Genomic DNA, 19,541 nt, shown 5'->3' with positions numbered 1-19,541 from the left:
CTGCAGGATCGGTTGGTCAAAGAACTGCGGCTTTCTGGCATCGACACCATGGAGGCCGGCAATACCTTCTTGCCGGACTTCGTGGAGGACTACAACGCGCGGTTTGCGATCGTCCCTGCCCGGTGTGATGACCTGCATCGGCCGATGAATCTGGCGCCGGATCGATTGCAAGAGATCCTCTGCAAGCGNGAGCAGCGCTANGTCGGNNCGCAGCTGACGTTCTCGTTCGAGCGCAAGCGGATCATGCTGGAGGAGACAGAGGTGACGCGTGGTTTGGTCGGTCGCTATGTCGAGACCTATGCCTATGCGGACGGTCGGCTGGATGTGCGTTGGAAAGGCTATTGCCTGCCCTACTCGGTGTTCGACAAGGATCAGCGGGTGACGCATGCGGCGATTNCCGAGAACAAGCGGCTGGGTGAACTCCTAGCCTATATCAAGGAGCGTCAGGACCAGCAGGAACAGCCGGTCGTGAAGAGCAACAGTGACAAAAATGGCTATAAGCCGAGGGGTCGCAAGCCCGGAAGGCGCACGGATTACATGAACGATCCGGCGGTGATTGCGCGACGTGAGACGGCTCTGTTGCGGCAGCAAGCTGCCGAGTGACGGGTCGATTGGATCGTCTCAAAGCTAAAGCCGAAGGGATGCGTCTCACCCGCCCCCTCCCTTCCCTTGCAACCNGGCCCAGCCGGTCCGGTCGGGGGCTTGCCTCAGTGCAAGTGGACATGGTGAGTGTCGCATTTCTAAATGGCTGAAGACCCGCCCAAGGTGACATTTCTACTTTGCAGACCGGCGGACATTTCAACCTTGCCGCCACAATGGTGTGTAGCCGGGGTGGGTTCTAGAATGAAGTGCGACTTGCTAATGATCCCAATGGGTTATCAATTGCAAGGACGATGCAATGAAGCGCACCTACTCTCAGATTGGATTGGACGAACGCCGTAAGATTGCCCGTTGGAGGTTGGCTGGGCTCAGTATTGACGCCATTGCAGAGAAGCTCGGAAGGCATCGTTCGACGATCTTTCGCGAAGTCCGGCGCAACATATTCGTCGACAAGGAAGTTCCTGATCTCAGCGGCTACTACTGCGTGACCGCGCATCAGATGGCCTGTGATCGCCGGTTAAAGCTGCGCAAGCTCGCGCGCTTCTCGCATGTCCGGCAATCGGTGATCGAGCGGATCGTAGACGGCTGGTCACCGCAGCAGATTGCCGGTCGGATGCGCCTGGAGCACCATCCGATCTCGGTGAGCCACGAGACGATCTACAAATTCGCATACTCGGCCGACGGCCAGGCGATCAAGCTGTGGCGACATCTGCCGGAGCGTCGTGCCAGGCGCAGGCCAAGACATGCCAGACGCAAGCACGGTCAACGCTTTAGCTCGGATCTGAACATTTTGCGTCGTCCCGACACTGTCGCTGACCGCAAACAGTTTGGGCACTGGGAATGTGATCTTATCCAGTTCCGCAAGAAGTTTGGAAAGGCCAACGTCACGTCGCTCGTCGAGCGCGTTAGCCGATTTGCGATCTTCCTGCGTAACAACGACCGTCAGTCACGTCCGGTCATGGACGGCCTCATACAGGGCCCTCAAGGCCCTACCCCATCTAGCCCGTCGCTCGATCACCTTCGACCGTGGCACGGAGTTTACGGATTGGCCGTATCTTCAGGCGAGCATCGGCACCCAAACCTGGTTCTGCGACCCGCAATCGCCGTGGCAGAAAGGCACCGTCGAGAATACCAATGGCCGCGTCCGGAAATGGCTTTCGAGAGAGGTCGATCCATTATCGGTCACAGATGCCGATCTGATCGAGATCTGCAACCGGCTGAACGCAACACCCCGCAAATGCCTTGGCTATCGAACCCCGGCCGAAGTCTTCCGAAAGAAACTGCTCGCGCAGATCAGACATGCCGGCTTGCTTGATGAGCCACAAAAGTCGCGGTTCAGCATGAACTCACAATCTACCGTAAGGAATAGCGCACGAAGGACGCCTACCAACACCCCGCCTGCTGATCTATGCTCTTTCCTTGTGCGTAGACTGCCCTAGAATTCCTAGGACAGCCGGAGCCGTTGCCATGCGCGCCTTTCTCGCAGTTTTCATTCTGTGTGCCGCGTCCTTCGTTTTGTTTGCGACCGCTCAAGCCGAAGATCCGATCGACGCGACGCGAGCGATGATCGAGGCGCAGATCAAGGCGTTCCTGAACGACGACGCCGACACGGCCTATTCCTTCGCCGCACCCGGGATCAAGGCGATCTACCCCGACAAGAACGTCTTCTTCGCCATGGTCAAGAAAAGCTACGAGCCGGTTTACCACCCTGGCAATTATGCCTTTGGGCGCAGCCGCTCGATCGACAATGGCGCGATGATCTATCACGAGGTGCTGATATCAGGCCGTGACGGCAAGGATTGGACTGCCGTCTACCAGCTGGCGCGTCAGCCTGACGGAAACTACAAGATCAACGGTGTGCAGATCGTGCCAAATACCGAAAGCAAAGGCATCTAAAGAAATGCCGCGGAAAGCCTCTCGCGATTTTTCGTTTGGAATTCAGATCAGGCTGGCTGGTTCCAAGGCATCAGGTTGAGCAGCTTCGCCATCCCGCACCAGCCGGATATGCCAGCAAAGGCAAGCGCCGCGCCAAACAGGCCGGCAACGACGAAGCCAGCTGGGCTGATGAAGAAGCCGGCAAGCACCGACAGCAGCACGAGGAAGCCGACGACGATCTGGACCTGACGGAAGATCGTTAGGCGCGGGGCGGCTGTGCCGACCACCGGCAGGCCTTCCGCTTTCCAAGCAGTGATGCCGCCCTCAAGATTGAAGACCGGATACTCGCTTCCCTCCTGGGCTACCAGCCGCTCGCAGGCTTGCTGGCCGCGACCGCCCTTCAGGCACTGGAATACGACTTTGCGTCCGGCCGGGACGGAAAGGACTCGCGTGAGGTTTCCGACCTCGGACAGAGGCAGGGAAAGGGCCGAAGCGATATGCTCGCTGCGGAACTCCTCCGGCTCGCGGACGTCGATAAGGACCGCCTCGCCCGCACCTATCCACTCTTTCGCCTGGCGCGGTGTCACCACCTTCATCGACTGCGTCATTGCTCAAACCTTCCTGCAGAAGCGGTTGTAGAGAATTTCCATGATCTCCAGAGCCGCCGGATCGTTTATAAAATAATAGAGCGTACGGTGGTCCCGCCGGAAATCGACGAGGCCTTCCTTCTTCAATTTCGCCAGATGCTGCGACATTGAGGTCTGGCCGATGCCTGTCTCCTCGACCAGCGTACCAACGCTCTTCTCGCCGGCGGCAAGAAGACAGAGGATCAGCAGCCTGTGCGGGCTTGCAAGTCCACTCAGGAACTCCGCAGCCCCTTCCGCCTTGCCGCTCATCTCCAGCGTGAAGTCCGTCATCGGCGCCTCTTTACATTTCGTATTTTACTGATATCACATTTTTACGAAATGAAAAGCAAGAAATACGGAAACAGAATGATGAGCAAGGATTACAAGCAGATCACCCGTGATATCGCCGCCTATACCGGAGAACTGAGAAAGCTGGCGCCGGAGGCCATGCAAGGCTTCTACGCACTAGCGAAAGGCGCAAGCGCCGATGGCGCCCTCGACAAGAAGACGAAGGAACTGATCGCGTTGGCGATCGGCGTCACTCAGCGCTGCGACGGCTGCATCGGCTTTCACGCCAAGGCATTGAAAGAACTCGGCGCCACTCGTGAAGAGGTCGCCGAGGTCATGGCGATGAGTGTTTATATGGGCGGTGGCCCAGCGTTGATGTATGCCGCAGACGCGCTGCGCGCCTATGACCAGTTTGCCGAAGCTTAAGGCGGCTCAGACTGGATCGAGATCGCCCCTCGCCCATTCCTCCATGGTCTCGGCCATGAAATCGGCGAAACGGCCTTCGGCGATTGACTTGCGGATGCCCTGCATCAGCTCCTGGTAATAGGCGAGATTGTGCCAGGAGAGCAGCATGCCGCCGAGGGCCTCATTGGCACGCACGAGGTGGTGCAGGTAGGCACGGGAGTAGTCGCGCGATGCCGGGCAGTTCGATTGTTCGTCGAGCGGCCGCATATCCTCTGCGTGACGGGCATTGCGGATGTTGACCTTGCCGCGACGTGTAAAGGCAAGCCCGTGACGGCCAGAGCGGGTCGGCATCACGCAGTCGAACATGTCGATGCCGCGAGCGACGGACTTCAGGATATCGTCAGGCGTACCGACGCCCATGAGATAGCGCGGCTTCTCCGTTGGCAATACCGGAAGGGTCTCCTCGAGCATCTTCAGCATGACCTCCTGCGGCTCGCCAACGGCGAGACCGCCGACCGCGTAGCCCTTGAGATCGAGATCGGTCAGTGCCGCGGCCGACCGGACGCGCAGCGCGGGTACATCCCCGCCCTGCACGATGCCGAACATGGCTTTACCCGGCTGGTTGCCGAAGGCGACCTTGCAACGCTCCGCCCAGCGCAGCGACAGCTCCATGGCGCGCTCGATTTCCCGCGGTTCCGCCGGCAGCGCCACGCACTCGTCAAGCTGCATCTGGATGTCGGAATCGAGCAGTCCCTGGATCTCGATCGAGCGCTCCGGCGACATGTGATGCAGGCTGCCGTCGACATGCGACTTGAAGGTTACGCCCTGCTCATCGAGCTTGCGGAGACCCGAGAGCGACATCACCTGGAACCCGCCGGAATCGGTCAGGATCGGATGCTCCCAGCGGATCAGCTTGTGCAGACCACCGAGCCGGGCCACGCGTTCCGCTGTAGGGCGCAGCATGAGATGATAGGTGTTGCCGAGGATGATGTCGGCGCCCGTGTCGCGAACCTGGTCGAGATACACGGCCTTAACGGTACCGACGGTGCCGACGGGCATGAAGGCCGGCGTGCGGATCGTGCCCCGCGGCATCGAGACTTCGCCCAGGCGAGCACCGGCGTCAGTCTTCTTGAGGGTGAACTGAAAGTTCTCGGTCATTTAGTCTTTCCGGAAAAGAAGGCTGGAATCGCCATAGGAATAGAAGCGGTAGCCCGTCGAAATCGCGTGCTGATAGGCTGCATGCATGGTCTCGAAGCCGGCAAAGGCCGAAACGAGCATGAACAGGGTCGATCGGGGCAAATGGAAGTTCGTCATCAGCATGTCAACCGCCTTGAAGCGGTAGCCTGGCGTGATGAAGATACCCGTGGCGCCGGCCCAGGCCCGGATCTCGCCATTGTCCTCCGCAGCACTTTCGATCAGCCGTAGCGAAGTCGTGCCCACACAGATGATGCGCCCGCCCCTCGCCTTCACGGCATTGAGGCTCGCAGCCGTTTCGGCGCTGACATAGCCGCTTTCGAGATGCATCTTGTGGTCGTCGGTATCGTCCGCTTTGACTGGCAAGAAGGTGCCGGCGCCGACATGTAGCGTCACGAAATGGCGCTCGACCCCAGCCTTGTCGATCGCGTCGAAAAGCGCGGGCGTGAAGTGAAGTCCGGCCGTGGGAGCGGCGACGGCGCCTTCCTCGCGCGCATAGATGGTCTGGTAGTCGGCGCGGTCGCGTTCATCCTCGGCGCGTTTGGCGGCGATGTAGGGTGGCAGCGGAATATGTCCGACGGAATGGATGGCCTCGTCGAGCATCGGCCCAGACAGGTCGAAGGCAAGGGTGACTTCGCCGCCCTCGCCTTTTTCCTCGACCGTGCATTCGAGCTTGCCGAGCAGGCAGCTGGTGCCGTCATGGCCAAATGAGATGCGATCACCGATCTTGATGCGCTTACCGGGCTTGGCAAAAGCCTTCCAGCGGCTGGTGCCGGTGCGCATATGCAGCGTTGCCGAAACCTGCTGACCGCCGGCGCCCTCACGATAACGGATGCCCTCGAGCTGCGCCGGGATCACCTTGGTGTCGTTGAAGACGAGCGAGTCCCCTGCCCTTAGAAAGCTGAGCAAATCGCTAACCCGATGGTCCGACAGCTGCACTTCGCCCGCCGGGTCGACGACGAGCAGGCGCGCGCTATCGCGCGGCTCGGCGGGCCGCAGGGCGATCCGTTCATCCGGCAGGTCGAAATCAAAGAGGTCTACGCGCATCACTCAAATCCAGGCAAAGCGAAACCCGCCCCACGCTTTCGCGCAAGGGCGGGTTTCAGCAAAAATCACAATCAGACGTCAGCGGCAACCCGCATCGAGACGATCGAGTCCGGATCGACGACCGGCTCGCCCTTCTTGATCTTGTCGACGTTGTCCATGCCTTCGATGACCTGACCCCAGACGGAGTACTGCTTGTTCAGCCAAGGAGCATCGGTGAAGCAAATGAAGAACTGCGAATTGGCAGAGTTCGGGTTCTGGGAGCGGGCCATTGAGCACGTGCCTCTGACGTGGCTGACCGCCGAGAACTCAGCCTTGAGGTCGGGCTTCTCGGAACCGCCCATGCCCGCGCGGCTCGGGTTGAAGCTATCGCCGCCCTTCTTGCCGAACTTCACGTCGCCGGTCTGCGCCATGAAATCGTTGATGACGCGATGGAAGACAACGTTGTCATAGGCCTTCTCGCGAGCGAGTTCCTTGATGCGGGCGACATGTTCCGGCGCTACTTCCGGCAGCAACTGGATGACAACCTTACCCTTAGTGGTTTCCAGGATGATGGTGTTTTCGGGATCCTTGATCTCGGCCATTTTTCTTCTCCTACTTGTCTTGAAACTTACTTGCTGCCGACAGTGACCTTGATCATCCGGTCGGGATTGCTGACTTCGCCGTTCTGGCCCTCGCCGCGCTTGATCTTGTCGACATTCTCCATGCCGGAGACGACCTTGCCAACAACCGTGTACTGGCCGTTGAGGAAGGAGCCATCAGCAAACATGATAAAGAACTGGGAGTTCGCCGAGTTCGGGTCCTGTGAGCGGGCCATACCGACCGTACCCCGCACGAAAGGCGTCTTCGAGAATTCGGCCGGCAGGTCAGGCAGGTCGGAGCCACCGGTACCGGCACGGCTCGCATCGAAGCCCTTTTCCATGTTGCCAAACTTCACGTCGCCAGTCTGGGCCATGAAGCCTTCGATGACGCGATGGAAGGCGACGTTGTCATACGCGCCCTTCTTGGCGAGCGCTTCGATCTGCGCGACGTGCTTCGGCGCGACGTCCGGCATAAGCTGGATCACGACCGGACCGTCTTTCAGCTGGATCGTCAGCGTGTTGCCGGACTGCGCGAATGCGGCGCCCGCGAACGAGGCAAGGGAAAGCACGGCTGCAAATGCGAAAGAGAAAAGTTTCATAATGGCTCCGTTGCGGCGAAAAGGTCGCCTAGGATTTGCGCTTGGATTGAAGAGCTTTCAAGACCGCAGCCGGCACAAAGGCGCTGACGTCGCCTCCCATGGCAGCGATTTGCCGGACCAATGTGGCGGTTATGGGCCGCGAGGCCGTTCCGGCTGGCAGAAAGATCGTTTGAATGTCGGGCGCCATCTGGCGGTTCATCCCGGCCATCTGCATTTCATAGTCGAGATCGGTGCCGTCCCTGAGGCCGCGGATCAGTAGGGTCGCGCTATGGGATCGCGCCGCGTCGACGACGAGATTGTCGAATGCAACGACTGAGATGTCGCCGGTCTTTTCAGGCATTGCTTCCGCGAGCGACTGGCGAATGAGATTCGCCCTCTCATCGAAGGAAAAGAGCGGTGCCTTGCCGGGATGAACGCCGATCGCGACGATAACCTTGGACGCAACGCTCAGCGCCTGGACAAGAACATCCAGATGTCCGTTGGTGATCGGGTCGAACGACCCCGGATAAAAAGCTGTCGTCATTGGCCTAGCCATTTGTTTCGACGCCCTTTTGTCATGGATGACGGTTGCCCGCAAGTCATTTGCCCATCGCTGAACGGCGGATGAATGCAGCATTCAAGGCGGCTTCAGACCGGCTCGCTATAGTTGAGACCGTCAACACCCGATGTCATTCCGGCATCGGTCAGCCCCGGAAAACGCCCATGCTGATCATCCTTGTTGTATTCGCTGTCATCGTCTCGCTGCTTGCCGAATTTTTCTACGGCTACGTGCGGGAAATGCAGGATGCAAGTTGGGTGCGGCCAAGCGTACGGGAACATTATGCAATCGTGCGTAAGACAGGAAATGTGGCGTTTAAACCGATTAAGGATTCTGAATGCCAGATGAACGGCGCATTCAAGGTCGCTTCAGAACGGCCTTGCTAAACGACCCGTCAATATCCCTGGAACCATTTTCGCACGCATGCGTTCACTCAACCAGCGTAACGCGATACGCGCCGCACAAGGAAGAAGATATGCCCAATAAAATTACCATGATTAATGCTGTCTGGATGGTAATGATGACTGGTATGCTTGCAGCGACTGTCGCGCTTTACGATCACAAAGTGGATGCGTCCAAGGTATATGGCCCTTATGCGTCGGCTCGTGCGGCGGTAATGAGCCAGTACTAAGGGACGTGAACGCAAAGCCCAGGAGGATTGCTCATGTTCACGATACTAGCTGTGCTCACCGCCCTTATCAGCATAATGTTTATCGTGTCCGTGGCTTCCACCATCTCTGCCCTTCGCCATGAAAGCGAAGAACTGAAGAAGACCGATGGAAAACACAGCTGGTTCTAGCCGCTGTCGACATCTGGGATTGCATGTTTTCAATCGAAATAGGCCGGATGAACGAGGTTTGTCCGGCCTATTTCGTGCCTAGAGATGGCGTTCTCTCGCGCATAGCTTAACGTCGCTTCTAGCAGAGCCTTGGCATAGCCGCCGCCCATTTCACTTCGACGCACATAGACCATTGATGAGCGTTGGCCGATGCACCATCTTACTGGCACGCTGGCGGCTCAGCCCCATCATCCCGACGGGCTCACCCTGCTTAAGGGCCACGAGAACAGGCCCGTCGACCAATCGCCTACGCCATTCATCGTCTGAGAGCGCTTCCCAGTCGCCGACGGTGCTGGCAAGGCTGCGGGCTCGGTCCGAATAACTTTGAAGATGGCAACATCGTCAATACCGAGAATCCGGATCACTCTGCCCTCCATTTCGGCTGCAGCACCGCCAGCCGGTTCCCGCAGTCAAGGTGCCCAAAAAGAAAACCGGGCAGTCGCCCGGTTTTCAAGATCAAACGCTTAGAACATCACGCTTCCGTTTCAGGCTCACCTTCCGGAACCGAGGCAATGTCGTCGCCATTCTCGGCAACGTCTTCAGTCTCCTCCTCTGGCTCGCTAATGCGCTCGACGGATACGACCTTTTCATCCTTGGCAGTCGAGAAGATGGTGACGCCCTTCGTTGCTCGGCTCGCGATACGGATGCCGCCCACCGGAACGCGGATGAGCTGGCCGCCATCGGATACAAGCATGATCTGGTCGCCTTCGTTGACCGGGAAAGCGGCCACGAGTTCGCCGATCTCCCCCGTCTTCGACGTATCGGTGGCGCGAATGCCCTTGCCGCCACGGCCGGAAATGCGGAAGTCGTAGGAGGAGGATCGCTTGCCGAAGCCCTTCTCGGAAACCGTCAGGACGTACTGCTCGCGCGCCTTCAGTTCCTCATAGCGCTCGTCGCTCAGTTGACCTTCCTCGGTCACTTCCTCGCCAACCAGCGAGATTTCCTCGGCGTCACCCGTCGCGAGGCGGCGTTCGCTCGCGGCCCGCTTCAGGTAGGCTGCGCGTTCCCAAGGTTCGGCATCGACATGTCCAACAATCGTCATCGAGATGATGCGGTCGGCGTCACCGAGGTTGATGCCGCGAACGCCGATGGAGTTGCGGCCAGCAAAGACGCGGACGTCATCGACGGGGAAGCGAATGCACTGACCGAGCGCCGTGGTCAGAAGCACATCGTCATGCTCGGTGCAGGTCTCGACGGAGAGGATTTCGTCGCCTTCTTCCTCGAGCTTCATCGCGATCTTGCCGTTGCGGTTGACCTGAACGAAGTCGGAAAGCTTGTTGCGGCGAACTGTCCCGCGCGTCGTCGAGAACATGACGTCGAGCTTATCCCAGCTGTCCTCATCCTCCGGCAACGGCAGGATCGTGGTGATGCGTTCGCCGGGCTCCAGTGGCAGCATGTTGATGAGCGCCTTGCCGCGCGCAGTCGGCGTGCCGATCGGCAGGCGATAGACCTTTTCCTTGTAAACGATACCGCGCGAGGAGAAGAACAGAACCGGCGTATGCGTGTTGAGAACGAATAGCTGGCTAACAAAATCCTCGTCGCGCGTCGTCATGCCGGAGCGGCCCTTGCCGCCACGGCGCTGGGCGCGATAGGTCGTCAGCGGCACGCGCTTGATGTAGCCGAGATGGGAGACTGTCACGACCATGTCTTCGCGGGCGATGAGATCCTCATCATCCATTTCAAGGCCGCCGTCCATGATCTCGGTGCGGCGCGGCGTGCCGAATTCGTCGCGAACGGCTGCAAGCTCTTCTTTGACGATCGTCTGGATGCGAACCCGCGACGACAGGATTTCAAGGTAATCCTTAATCTCTTCGCCTATCTTGTTGAGTTCGTCACCGATTTCGTCACGGCCGAGTGCGGTCAGACGGGCCAGACGCAGTTCGAGGATGGCGCGCGCCTGCTCTTCCGAGAGGTTGTATGTCAGGTCCTCATTGATGCGGTGACGCGGATCGTCGATCAGGCGGATCAGGCTTTCGACATCGGCGGCCGGCCAGCGGCGCGTCATCAACTGCTCGCGTGCGGTCTGCGGATCCGGCGCCTGCCGGATCGTGCGGATGATCTCGTCAATATTGGCGACAGCGATCGCCAGGCCGACCAAGACGTGAGCGCGCTCGCGGGCCTTGCGGAGAAGAAATTTCGTTCTCCGGCTAACGACTTCCTCACGGAAGGAAACGAAGGCGCGCAGCATATCGAGTAGCGTCAGCTGTTCCGGCTTGCCGCCGTTCAGCGCCACCATGTTGCAGCCAAAGGAGGTTTGCAGCGGCGTGTAGCGGTAGAGCTGGTTCAGGATGACATCGGCATTCGCATCGCGCTTCAACTCGACGACGACGCGATAGCCCTGACGGTCGGATTCATCGCGTAGGTCGGAGATCCCTTCGATACGCTTGTCGCGCACCAGTTCGGCCATCTTCTCGATCATCGTCGACTTGTTCACCTGATACGGGATCTCGGTGATGATGATCTGTTCGCGATCGCCACGCATCGGCTCGATGGTGGCAACGCCGCGCATGATCACCGAGCCGCGACCGGTCTCGTAGGCCGAGCGAATGCCGGCGCGACCAAGGATCTTGGCGCCGGTCGGGAAGTCCGGACCCGGAATAATCTGCATGATGTCAGGCAGTTCGATCGCCGGGTTGTCGATCAGCGCAATGCAGCCGTCGATGACTTCGGACAGATTGTGCGGCGGAATATTCGTCGCCATACCCACGGCGATGCCGCCTGCCCCGTTCACTAGGAGGTTCGGGAACTTTGCGGGAACAACGACGGGCTCGGACAGCGTGCCGTCATAGTTATCGCGGAAGTCGACCGTTTCCTTGTCGAGATCGTCGAGCAGCGAATGCGCGGCCTTTTGCAGGCGGCACTCTGTGTAGCGTTCGGCCGCCGGCGGATCGCCGTCGACGGAGCCGAAGTTGCCCTGGCCGTCGATCAGCGGAAGGCGGAGCGACCAGTCCTGCGCCATACGCGCTAGCGCGTCGTAGATCGCTGCGTTGCCGTGCGGATGGTATTTACCCATCACATCCCCGGTAACGCGGGCGCATTTGACGTATTTCTTGTTCCAGTCGATGCCGAGTTCGGACATGCCGTAAAGGATGCGCCGGTGCACGGGCTTCAGGCCGTCGCGGACATCAGGCAGGGCGCGGCTGACGATAACGCTCATGGCGTAATCGAGATACGACCGCTGCATTTCCTCCATGATGGAGATGGGCTCGATGCCTGGCGGGAGCTTCCCGCCGCCGGGGGGTGTTTGCTCAGTCAAAACAGATCACGATCTCTTCTAGAATCACTTGAAGATTTATAGCGGAAAGCCTGTTCCTACGCTAATTTTGGCACGGGTTTTGAACAGACTTTTGCGGTCTTATGAGGGCAATGGGAGCCTCTGGGACGGTTATTTGCACCGCCCTAATAACACCATTTGCCAAAATGGTCTCTCCGCATCACAATCGCGCAAAAACCAAGTGTTTATATGGGCTCACGGAGAGACAATGGCAAGCGTCGACCAACTGATCAACGCCTTCACGACGCTGCTTGTCACGATCGACCCGCCTGGTCTTGCTCCACTCTTTCTCGGGCTCACGACCGGCATGAGCCGCAGCCAGCGAAAACAGGTGGCACTGCGCGGCTCGATCATCGCCTTTGTCATTCTTGCCGCTTTCGCCCTGTTCGGGGCCAGCGTGCTCGGGGTGCTCGGAATCTCGATCGGCGCCTTCCGCATTGCCGGTGGTCTTCTGTTGTTCTGGATCGCCTTTGAAATGGTATTCGAGAAGCGGCAGGACCGTAAGGAGAAGACGAGCACAGCCGCAATCACCGTCGATCATATCCATAATATCTCGGTCTTTCCGTTGGCGATCCCTCTGATCGCCGGTCCCGGTGCCATTTCGGCGACGATCCTAATTGCCGGATCGATGCAGGCTTCGCTCGAGCGGGCGCAATTGATCATTGTCATCGCATTGAGCCTGCTGCTGCTGTTTCTCTCGCTGCTCATCGCCGAAAGACTTGATCGCTTCCTCGGCGTAACGGGGCGCGCAATTCTGACACGCCTTCTCGGTGTCATCCTGGCGGCGCTTGCCACGCAGTTCGTCGTCGACGGTTTGAGATCTACCCTCATCACGACGCCAGCCGGCTAGGTCAAAAAGCCGGTTACCTGCACGGCTTCCATCGCGGCAAGCTCGGGGGACGTCCAATCCCGGAGATTGAAAAGCAGACGGCGCACCTTGCGGCGCGCCGTCCAACTTATGCCACGAATACTCTGCGATCAGAACGGGATATCGTCGTCGAGATCGCGCGAGAAGTTTCCACCGCCGCCGCCACCGCTGCTGCGGCCAGATGATTGCGACGGCGCGCCGTAATCGTCGCCGTAGCCACCGCCGCCACCGAAATCGTTGCCGCCGGCATTACTGCCGCGACCACCGCCGAAGCCGGAGCTTGCGCCGCCACCCTCGCCGCGACCGTCCAGCATCGTCAGCGTCGAGCCGAAGCCCTGCAGAACGACTTCCGTCGAATAGCGGTCCTGGCCGTTCTGGTCTTGCCACTTACGCGTCTGCAGCGCGCCTTCGATGTAGAGCTTGGCGCCCTTCTTCACATACTGCTCGACGACCTTGCAGAGGCCTTCGTTGAAGACTACGACCGTATGCCATTCCGTCTTTTCGCGGCGTTCGCCGGAGGTGCGATCACGCCAGGTCTCGGACGTCGCGATGCGAAGGTTGGCGATCGGCCGGCCATCCTGGGTCCGCCGGATTTCGGGGTCAGCGCCCACGTTCCCGATCAGAATTACCTTGTTTACGCTGCCAGCCATACTTTCACCTTACCTGCCGCCCTGCCCGGCGGCGCTTGAAACAATCGGTGCACCTTAAACCATAGAGCGCCGGCGATGGGTGTCCATCGCCGGTTCATCCACAAGGAATTTTGTTCTTTATTTGTTCTAGTTTATCCCTATGATCCTGTCAACCGAATCGAAAACCTTGCAGCAGACGGACATTCAGCCTCGACTCGCCAGCCGGCATCACTAAATAAGGGGCTTGTTCCAGCACAGAAGCAGAAGACGATGAGCGAACTGAAGACGATTTCCATCCGCGGCGCGCGCGAGCACAATTTGAAGGGCATCGATCTCGATCTGCCGCGAAACAAACTCATCGTCATGACCGGCCTTTCGGGATCCGGCAAGTCGTCGCTTGCGTTTGACACGATCTATGCCGAAGGACAGCGACGCTATGTCGAAAGCCTTTCGGCCTATGCGCGCCAGTTCCTTGAAATGATGCAGAAGCCTGACGTCGATCAGATCGACGGCCTGTCGCCAGCGATTTCGATCGAGCAAAAGACGACCTCGCGCAACCCACGCTCGACGGTCGGTACGGTGACCGAGATCTATGACTACATGCGCCTGCTCTTTGCCCGCGTCGGCGTACCCTATTCGCCCGCGACCGGGCTGCCGATCGAGAGCCAGACGGTCAGCCAGATGGTCGATCGCGTGCTGGAATTCGGAGAAGGCACGCGTCTCTATATTCTCGCCCCGCTCGTGCGCGGGCGTAAGGGGGAGTACAAGAAGGAACTGGCAGACCTGATGAAAAAGGGTTTCCAGCGCGTCAAGGTCGACGGCCAATTCTACGAGATCGCCGACGTGCCAGCCCTGGACAAGAAGTACAAGCACGATATCGACGTCGTGGTCGACCGTATTGTGGTGCGGCCGGATATGGCGTCGCGCCTTGCCGACAGCTTCGAGACTTCGCTCAAGCTCGCCGATGGCCTCGCCGTTGCGGAATTCGCCGACAAGCCGCTGCCGCCGGAAGAAACTGCCGCCGGCGGCTCCGCCAACAAGTCGCTTAACGAAACGCATGAACGCGTTCTCTTCTCCGAGAAGTTCGCCTGCCCGGTATCGGGCTTCACCATTCCCGAGATCGAGCCGCGGCTTTTTTCCTTCAACAATCCAGCCGGCGCCTGCCCGACCTGCGACGGTCTCGGAGCGCAGCAGAAGATCGACGCCAACCTGATCGTGCCGGAGCCCGAGCGCACGCTGCGCGATGGCGCCATTGCGCCGTGGGCGAAGTCGACCTCTCCCTATTACAATCAGACGCTCGAAGCTCTCGGTAAGCACTATGGCTTCAAGCTCGGCGCCCGTTGGAACGATCTTTCGGACCAGGCGAAGGATGTCATCTTGAATGGTACCGACGAAAAGATCGAGTTCCACTATGCCGATGGCGCGCGGTCCTATACCACGCACAAGAATTTCGAGGGCATCATCACCAATCTCGAGCGTCGCTGGAAGGAGACGGATTCCGCCTGGGCGCGAGAGGAAATTGAGCGCTATATGTCGGCAGCCCCCTGCCCGTCTTGTGGCGGTTTCCGCCTGAAGCCGGAGGCGCTTGCCGTCAAGATCAATACGCTGCATATCGGCCAGGTGACCGACATGTCGATCCGCGTCGCCCGAGACTGGTTCGAGGTCCTGCCGCAGTCGCTGAGCGCCAAGCAGAACGAGATTGCCGTTCGCATTCTCAAGGAGATCCGCGACCGCCTGCGCTTCCTCAATGACGTAGGCCTGGATTATCTCAGCCTGTCGCGAAACTCCGGCACCTTGTCGGGCGGCGAGAGCCAGCGCATCCGGTTGGCGTCGCAGATCGGTTCCGGCTTGACCGGCGTATTGTATGTCCTCGACGAGCCATCGATCGGTTTGCATCAGCGCGACAACGCCCGGCTGCTTGATACGCTGAAGCACCTTCGCGATATCGGCAACACCGTGATCGTGGTCGAGCATGACGAGGACGCGATCTTGACCGCCGACGATGTCGTCGACATCGGTCCCGCCGCCGGCATCCATGGTGGCCAGGTGATTGCCCATGGCACGCCACAGGAGATCATGGCGAACCCTAAGTCGCTGACCGGCAAATATCTGTCCGGTGAACTCGGCGTTCCGGTTCCCGACGAGCGCCGTAAGCCCAAGAAGGGCAAGGAAATCAAGGTCGTCGGCGCCCGCGGCAACAATCTGAAGAATGTCACCGCCTCCATCCCGCTCGGCGTCTTTACGGCGGTCACTGGCGTATCAGGGGGCGGTAAGTCCACGTTCCTGATCGAGACGCTGTATAAATCGGCTGCCCGGCGCATCATGGGCGCCCGCGAAATCCCGGCTGATCACGATCGCATCGACGGCTTCGAACACATCGACAAGGTCATCGATATCGACCAGTCGCCGATCGGCCGCACGCCGCGTTCCAACCCAGCGACCTACACGGGCGCGTTTACCCCGATCCGTGATTGGTTTGCCGGTCTGCCGGAAGCGAAGGCGCGCGGCTACCAACCGGGACGCTTCTCGTTCAACGTCAAGGGCGGACGCTGCGAAGCCTGCCAAGGCGACGGCGTCATCAAGATCGAGATGCACTTCCTGCCTGATGTGTACGTCACCTGCGACGTCTGCCATGGCAAGCGCTACAACAGGGAGACGCTCGACGTTACGTTCAAGCACAAGTCGATTGCCGACGTGCTCGACATGACCGTCGAGGAAGGCGTCGATTTCTTCGCTGCCGTCCCGGCTGTGCGCGACAAGTTGCAGGCCCTGAAGGATGTCGGCCTCGGCTACATCAAGGTCGGACAGCAGGCGAATACGCTGTCCGGTGGTGAGGCGCAGCGCGTCAAGCTGGCAAAGGAACTGTCGAAGCGATCGACGGGCCGCACCCTCTACATCCTCGACGAGCCTACGACCGGCCTGCATTTCCACGACGTCGCCAAGCTCCTGGAGATGCTGCAGGAGCTGGTCAACCAGGGGAATTCGGTCGTCGTCATCGAGCACAATCTCGAAGTCATCAAGACGGCGGACTGGATGCTCGATTTCGGTCCGGAAGGTGGCGATGGCGGTGGGGAGATCGTCGCCGTCGGCACGCCGGAAGCGATCGTCAAGGAGAAGCGGTCCTATACCGGGCAGTTCCTGAAGGAGCTGCTTGAGCGGCGTCCCACACGAAAAACTGTTGTGGCAGCCGAGTGATGCTGAGAGCGGCGTCGCTCGATGACCTGCAGGCGGTCGAGGCGCTGACCGCCGAAGCCTATGCTCCATACACGCGTCTCCTTGGCCGCCCGCCGATTCCCGTTACCGAAGACTACACACCGCGCATCGGTCGCGGTGAGGTCTGGTTGCGGGAGGTGCAAGGAGAGCTTGCCGGCCTGGCCGTCGTTGAACGGCACCCAGACCATGTGATGCTCTTCAGCATTGCTGTCTCCCCGAAATTTCAGGGCGCCCAGTACGGCCTTGCCATTCTGAGATGGGTGGAAGAGACGACGCGGGAATGGGGGCTTCCGGAAGTTCGTCTCTACACGAATGCTCGCATGGAACGGAATATTGCGCTCTACCGGGCGTTTGGCTTTCAGGAAACGGGTCGCCGCGAGAATCCGCATAGGCCAGGATGGGTGATTGTCGATATGGCAAAGCAAGTCGGCGGACTGAGATAATCAGAGGAGGAAGGAATGACGAAATCCGGCAACATTCGCGTCGGCATCGGCGGCTGGACCTTCGAGGCATGGCGGGACCACTTCTACCCCGGGGATCTGAAGCAGAAGGACGAACTGAACTATGCAAGCCGCAAGCTGAAGGTCATTGAGATCAACGGCACCTATTACAGTTCGCAGAAGCCGGAAACCTTCGCCAAATGGGCGGCGGATGTGCCTGATGGCTTCATCTTTTCGCTCAAGGCCAGCCGTTTTGTCACCAATCGTCGTGTGCTCGCGGAGGCTGGCGAGTCGATGGAGCGCTTTCTCACTCAGGGCCTGACGGAGCTCGGCCCGCACCTGGGCCCAATCCTCTGGCAGTTCGCCCCGACGAAGAAGTTCGATCCGGATGATTTCGAAGCCTTCCTCAAGCTGCTGCCGAACAAGCAGGATGGCTTGCCTCTGAAGCACGTCGTCGAGGTACGCCATGACTCGTTCAAGGTGCCGGAATTCGTGGCGTTGCTTTCGAAATACGGCGTTGCGCCTGTCTGCGCGGAACACTTCGATTACCCGATGATCGCGGATGTAACTGCCGACTTCGTCTATGCGCGCCTTCAGAAAGGTTCGGACGATATCAGGACCTGCTACTCGCCGGGCGACTTGAAAAACTGGGCTACGCGCCTCGAAACCTGGGCGGATGGCAAGGTACCCGGCGATCTGCCTCTCATCGATGGCGATCGCAAGGTTGCAACCGAACCGCGGGATGTCTTTGCCTTCATGATCCATGAAGGCAAGGTCAATGCGCCCTTTGGGGCGATGGCGCTACAGGAAGCGGTGTTGCGATAGGCTTGTCGTCAGAGCGGACGAACCTCAGTCGCCAGCTCTTCCGCGGTCAGTCCTTTGCCAGCGCGCATGCCGGCCTCTCCATGCATGTAGACGCCGGCCGCGGCCGCCTCGAACGCAGGAACGCCCTGGGCCATCAGCGCTCCAATGACGCCTGCGAGAACATCGCCGGAGCCGGCGGTTGCGAGCCAAACCGGTGCGTTGGTGTTGATGCAGGCTCTCCCGTCAGGCGAGGCGATGACGGTATCGGCGCCCTTGTAGACGATGGCGGCATTCGCCCGTGCCGCGGCAGCCTGCGCTTTTTCGACCTTTCCCATGGCTGTGTCAGCGGCGATATCGGGAAACAGCCGGCCGAACTCCCCCTCATGTGGCGTTAGCACCAGCCGCGGCTCGCCGGAGAACTGTGAAAATAGTTCATCCGGGGCATCCTTAAACGACGAAAGCCCGTCTGCGTCGAGCACGAGATGGCGGTCGGAAAGTGCGGCGACGAAGCGCCGCGCCTTGTCACCGACTCCGAAGCCTGGGCCGAGAACGAACGTCTGCAGCCGCTCGTCGTGCAGCCAGTTGCCGAGTGCGGCTTCCTCTTCGATCGGATGCAGCATGATCGCCGTAAGGTGCGCCGCATTCTCTGCGACTGCATCTCCCGGCGCGGCGATTGTCACGAGTCCTGCCCCGGCCTTCAGCCCCGCCATCGCCGACATTCGGGCGGCGCCGGTCTTGCCTGCTTCGCCAGAGAAGACGACGAGGTGACCGCGTTTGTATTTATGTGTTTCCAGTCCGCTTGAAGGCAGCACCTGGCGCCAACATTCCGGCTGGTTCTCGGCGATTTGCAGTTTTTTCTCGGCGCGAACGATACGGGCGGGTATGCCAATGTCGAAGACTTCCAGTTCGCCGCAGAGTTCGCGCCCGGGCATCAGGAGATGGCCGGGTTTCCGCGTCATGAAAGTAACGGTCCGAACGGCCGTAAAGGCCGCCCCTCGGACGGTTCCCGTACGACCGTCCACGCCCGATGGCAGGTCGACGGCAATTACAGGCACCTGCGCCTGCTTCACTCGCTCAATCACGTCAGCGACGCTCTTCGGAACATCGCGGGCAAGGCCAGCACCGAACAAGGCATCGATGATTACGTCGCCATTCCGTGGCTGATACGTCTCAAGCGGCTGTACTGCGTTCGGAAAATTGTCCCTGGCCCGGGCGGCATCGCCCTTGAGCTTCTCCGGTTCGCCCATCTGGAACACGACGACGGCAACGCCGCTATCAGCTAGCAGGCATGCGGCAACATAGCCGTCGCCGCCGTTGTTGCCCGGCCCACAAAGAACGACGGCGCGAAGAACCGCGGGAAAATCACGCAACAAACTGGCGGCGACGGCGGCACCTGCTCGTTGCATAAGGGCATAGCTATCGATGCCGGACGCGGCGGCTGCCGTATCGACTGCTGTCATTTCTTCCGGCGTGAGGAGTAGATTGGAGATTCCCGCGGTCATCGCCGCATTCAAACAGAAATCGCCTAAATAACAACCTGTCGAATGATCGGCAAAAAGATCGAAAAATGTGCAAACGCACAAAGGTTAGGCGAGTGGCGAGTTTTGTCATCGACTATTAGCGCGGGGGAATATTCCGAAAAATGAGCCGGATTTGCCGCTTGCATGTCGATTTTCGAAGAATTTCAGCCCAAAACCAGTGAGAATCTGCCCGATTATGGGTTCC

Annotated in this window: 19 protein-coding genes and 2 pseudogenes; 11 read left to right on the top strand and 10 right to left on the bottom strand. The window is 59.6% G+C overall.

Annotated features, from left to right (window positions below; all coding sequences use genetic code 11):
• The 3 genes and pseudogenes from AF71_RS26810 to AF71_RS26800 all read left to right on the top strand — a co-directional run.
• Window positions 1-603, top strand: a pseudogene (locus tag AF71_RS26810) (ISNCY family transposase); the annotation flags it as partial.
• Window positions 604-898: 295 nt separating this feature from the next.
• Window positions 899-1,886 (top strand): annotated as a pseudogene (locus AF71_RS26805) (IS30 family transposase); the annotation flags it as partial.
• A 181-nt stretch (window positions 1,887-2,067) separates the two neighbouring features.
• Entirely contained in the window at window positions 2,068-2,496 is a 429-nt protein-coding gene (locus AF71_RS26800) for a DUF4864 domain-containing protein (protein WP_169683849.1), read from the top strand.
• Window positions 2,497-2,543: 47 nt separating this feature from the next.
• On the opposite strand, the gene AF71_RS26795 is transcribed toward AF71_RS26800, so the two are convergent.
• Window positions 2,544-3,083, bottom strand: a complete 540-nt coding sequence (locus AF71_RS26795; RefSeq protein WP_018855054.1) for a rhodanese-like domain-containing protein — start codon at window positions 3,081-3,083, stop codon at window positions 2,544-2,546.
• 3 nt (window positions 3,084-3,086) lie between these two features.
• Window positions 3,087-3,392: a metalloregulator ArsR/SmtB family transcription factor gene (locus AF71_RS26790; RefSeq protein ID WP_018855053.1), complete on the bottom strand. Its 306-nt coding sequence runs from the start codon at window positions 3,390-3,392 to the stop codon at window positions 3,087-3,089.
• Window positions 3,393-3,470: 78 nt separating this feature from the next.
• Here AF71_RS26790 and AF71_RS26785 point away from each other — a divergent pair, with 78 nt between their 5' ends.
• Entirely contained in the window at window positions 3,471-3,815 is a 345-nt protein-coding gene (locus tag AF71_RS26785; RefSeq protein WP_026371502.1) for a carboxymuconolactone decarboxylase family protein, read from the top strand.
• 6 nt (window positions 3,816-3,821) lie between these two features.
• On the opposite strand, the gene tgt is transcribed toward AF71_RS26785, so the two are convergent.
• From tgt to coaD, 5 genes are all read right to left on the bottom strand, one after another.
• Window positions 3,822-4,952: a tRNA guanosine(34) transglycosylase Tgt gene (tgt, locus tag AF71_RS26780; protein WP_113470403.1), complete on the bottom strand. Its 1,131-nt coding sequence runs from the start codon at window positions 4,950-4,952 to the stop codon at window positions 3,822-3,824.
• Window positions 4,953-6,035, bottom strand: coding sequence for a tRNA preQ1(34) S-adenosylmethionine ribosyltransferase-isomerase QueA (gene queA, locus AF71_RS26775; RefSeq protein WP_169683848.1), 1,083 nt, complete (start codon window positions 6,033-6,035; stop codon window positions 4,953-4,955).
• Between the two features lie 71 nt (window positions 6,036-6,106).
• The gene (locus AF71_RS26770) at window positions 6,107-6,616 is read right to left on the bottom strand and encodes a peptidylprolyl isomerase (protein ID WP_169683846.1); all 510 of its coding nucleotides are present in this window, start codon (window positions 6,614-6,616) and stop codon (window positions 6,107-6,109) included.
• Between the two features lie 26 nt (window positions 6,617-6,642).
• Entirely contained in the window at window positions 6,643-7,212 is a 570-nt protein-coding gene (locus tag AF71_RS26765) for a peptidylprolyl isomerase (RefSeq protein ID WP_025660993.1), read from the bottom strand.
• A gap of 28 nt (window positions 7,213-7,240) precedes the next feature.
• Entirely contained in the window at window positions 7,241-7,735 is a 495-nt protein-coding gene (coaD, locus tag AF71_RS26760) for a pantetheine-phosphate adenylyltransferase (protein WP_018855047.1), read from the bottom strand.
• Between the two features lie 179 nt (window positions 7,736-7,914).
• Between coaD and AF71_RS26755 the strand changes: the two genes are divergently transcribed.
• From AF71_RS26755 to AF71_RS32175, 3 genes are all read left to right on the top strand, one after another.
• Window positions 7,915-8,136 carry a hypothetical protein gene (locus AF71_RS26755; RefSeq protein WP_018855046.1) on the top strand — a complete coding sequence of 74 codons (222 nt, stop codon included), beginning with the start codon at window positions 7,915-7,917 and terminating at the stop codon, window positions 8,134-8,136.
• Between the two features lie 89 nt (window positions 8,137-8,225).
• Window positions 8,226-8,381 carry a hypothetical protein gene (locus AF71_RS26750; RefSeq protein ID WP_018855045.1) on the top strand — a complete coding sequence of 52 codons (156 nt, stop codon included), beginning with the start codon at window positions 8,226-8,228 and terminating at the stop codon, window positions 8,379-8,381.
• 33 nt (window positions 8,382-8,414) lie between these two features.
• The gene (locus AF71_RS32175; protein ID WP_018855044.1) at window positions 8,415-8,549 is read left to right on the top strand and encodes a hypothetical protein; all 135 of its coding nucleotides are present in this window, start codon (window positions 8,415-8,417) and stop codon (window positions 8,547-8,549) included.
• 511 nt (window positions 8,550-9,060) lie between these two features.
• Here AF71_RS32175 and gyrA read toward each other — a convergent pair.
• Window positions 9,061-11,844, bottom strand: a complete 2,784-nt coding sequence (gene gyrA, locus AF71_RS26745; RefSeq protein WP_169683845.1) for a DNA gyrase subunit A — start codon at window positions 11,842-11,844, stop codon at window positions 9,061-9,063.
• A 226-nt stretch (window positions 11,845-12,070) separates the two neighbouring features.
• Here gyrA and AF71_RS26740 point away from each other — a divergent pair, with 226 nt between their 5' ends.
• On the top strand, window positions 12,071-12,712 hold the full coding sequence (locus tag AF71_RS26740; protein WP_018855040.1) for a MarC family protein: 642 nt from the start codon (window positions 12,071-12,073) through the stop codon (window positions 12,710-12,712).
• A gap of 128 nt (window positions 12,713-12,840) precedes the next feature.
• Here AF71_RS26740 and AF71_RS26735 read toward each other — a convergent pair whose 3' ends face one another.
• Window positions 12,841-13,380 (bottom strand): single-stranded DNA-binding protein, encoded by a 540-nt coding sequence (locus AF71_RS26735; RefSeq protein WP_018855039.1) that lies wholly within the window; start codon window positions 13,378-13,380, stop codon window positions 12,841-12,843.
• A gap of 249 nt (window positions 13,381-13,629) precedes the next feature.
• Here AF71_RS26735 and uvrA point away from each other — a divergent pair, with 249 nt between their 5' ends.
• From uvrA to AF71_RS26720, 3 genes are read left to right on the top strand one after another with little or no spacing between them, the layout of a single operon-like run.
• A complete protein-coding gene (gene uvrA / locus AF71_RS26730) occupies window positions 13,630-16,554 on the top strand; it encodes an excinuclease ABC subunit UvrA (RefSeq protein ID WP_169683844.1) in 2,925 nt (974 codons plus the stop codon).
• Window positions 16,551-17,015, top strand: a complete 465-nt coding sequence (locus AF71_RS26725; protein WP_169683843.1) for a GNAT family N-acetyltransferase — start codon at window positions 16,551-16,553, stop codon at window positions 17,013-17,015. Before uvrA ends, AF71_RS26725 begins: the two co-directional genes overlap by 4 nt.
• Before the next feature lie 15 nt (window positions 17,016-17,030).
• Window positions 17,031-17,837, top strand: a complete 807-nt coding sequence (locus AF71_RS26720) for a DUF72 domain-containing protein (RefSeq protein WP_169683842.1) — start codon at window positions 17,031-17,033, stop codon at window positions 17,835-17,837.
• Window positions 17,838-17,845: 8 nt separating this feature from the next.
• On the opposite strand, the gene AF71_RS26715 is transcribed toward AF71_RS26720, so the two are convergent.
• Window positions 17,846-19,318, bottom strand: a complete 1,473-nt coding sequence (locus AF71_RS26715) for an NAD(P)H-hydrate dehydratase (protein ID WP_169683840.1) — start codon at window positions 19,316-19,318, stop codon at window positions 17,846-17,848.
• Window positions 19,319-19,541: the final 223 nt, after the last annotated feature.

The sequence above is a fragment of the Rhizobium sp. 57MFTsu3.2 genome (assembly GCF_012932765.1).
GTDB classification, from domain to species: domain Bacteria; phylum Pseudomonadota; class Alphaproteobacteria; order Rhizobiales; family Rhizobiaceae; genus Rhizobium; species Rhizobium altiplani.
Note: the sequence above shows the minus strand (reverse complement) of the source record. Positions and strands in the feature narration are given on the sequence as shown.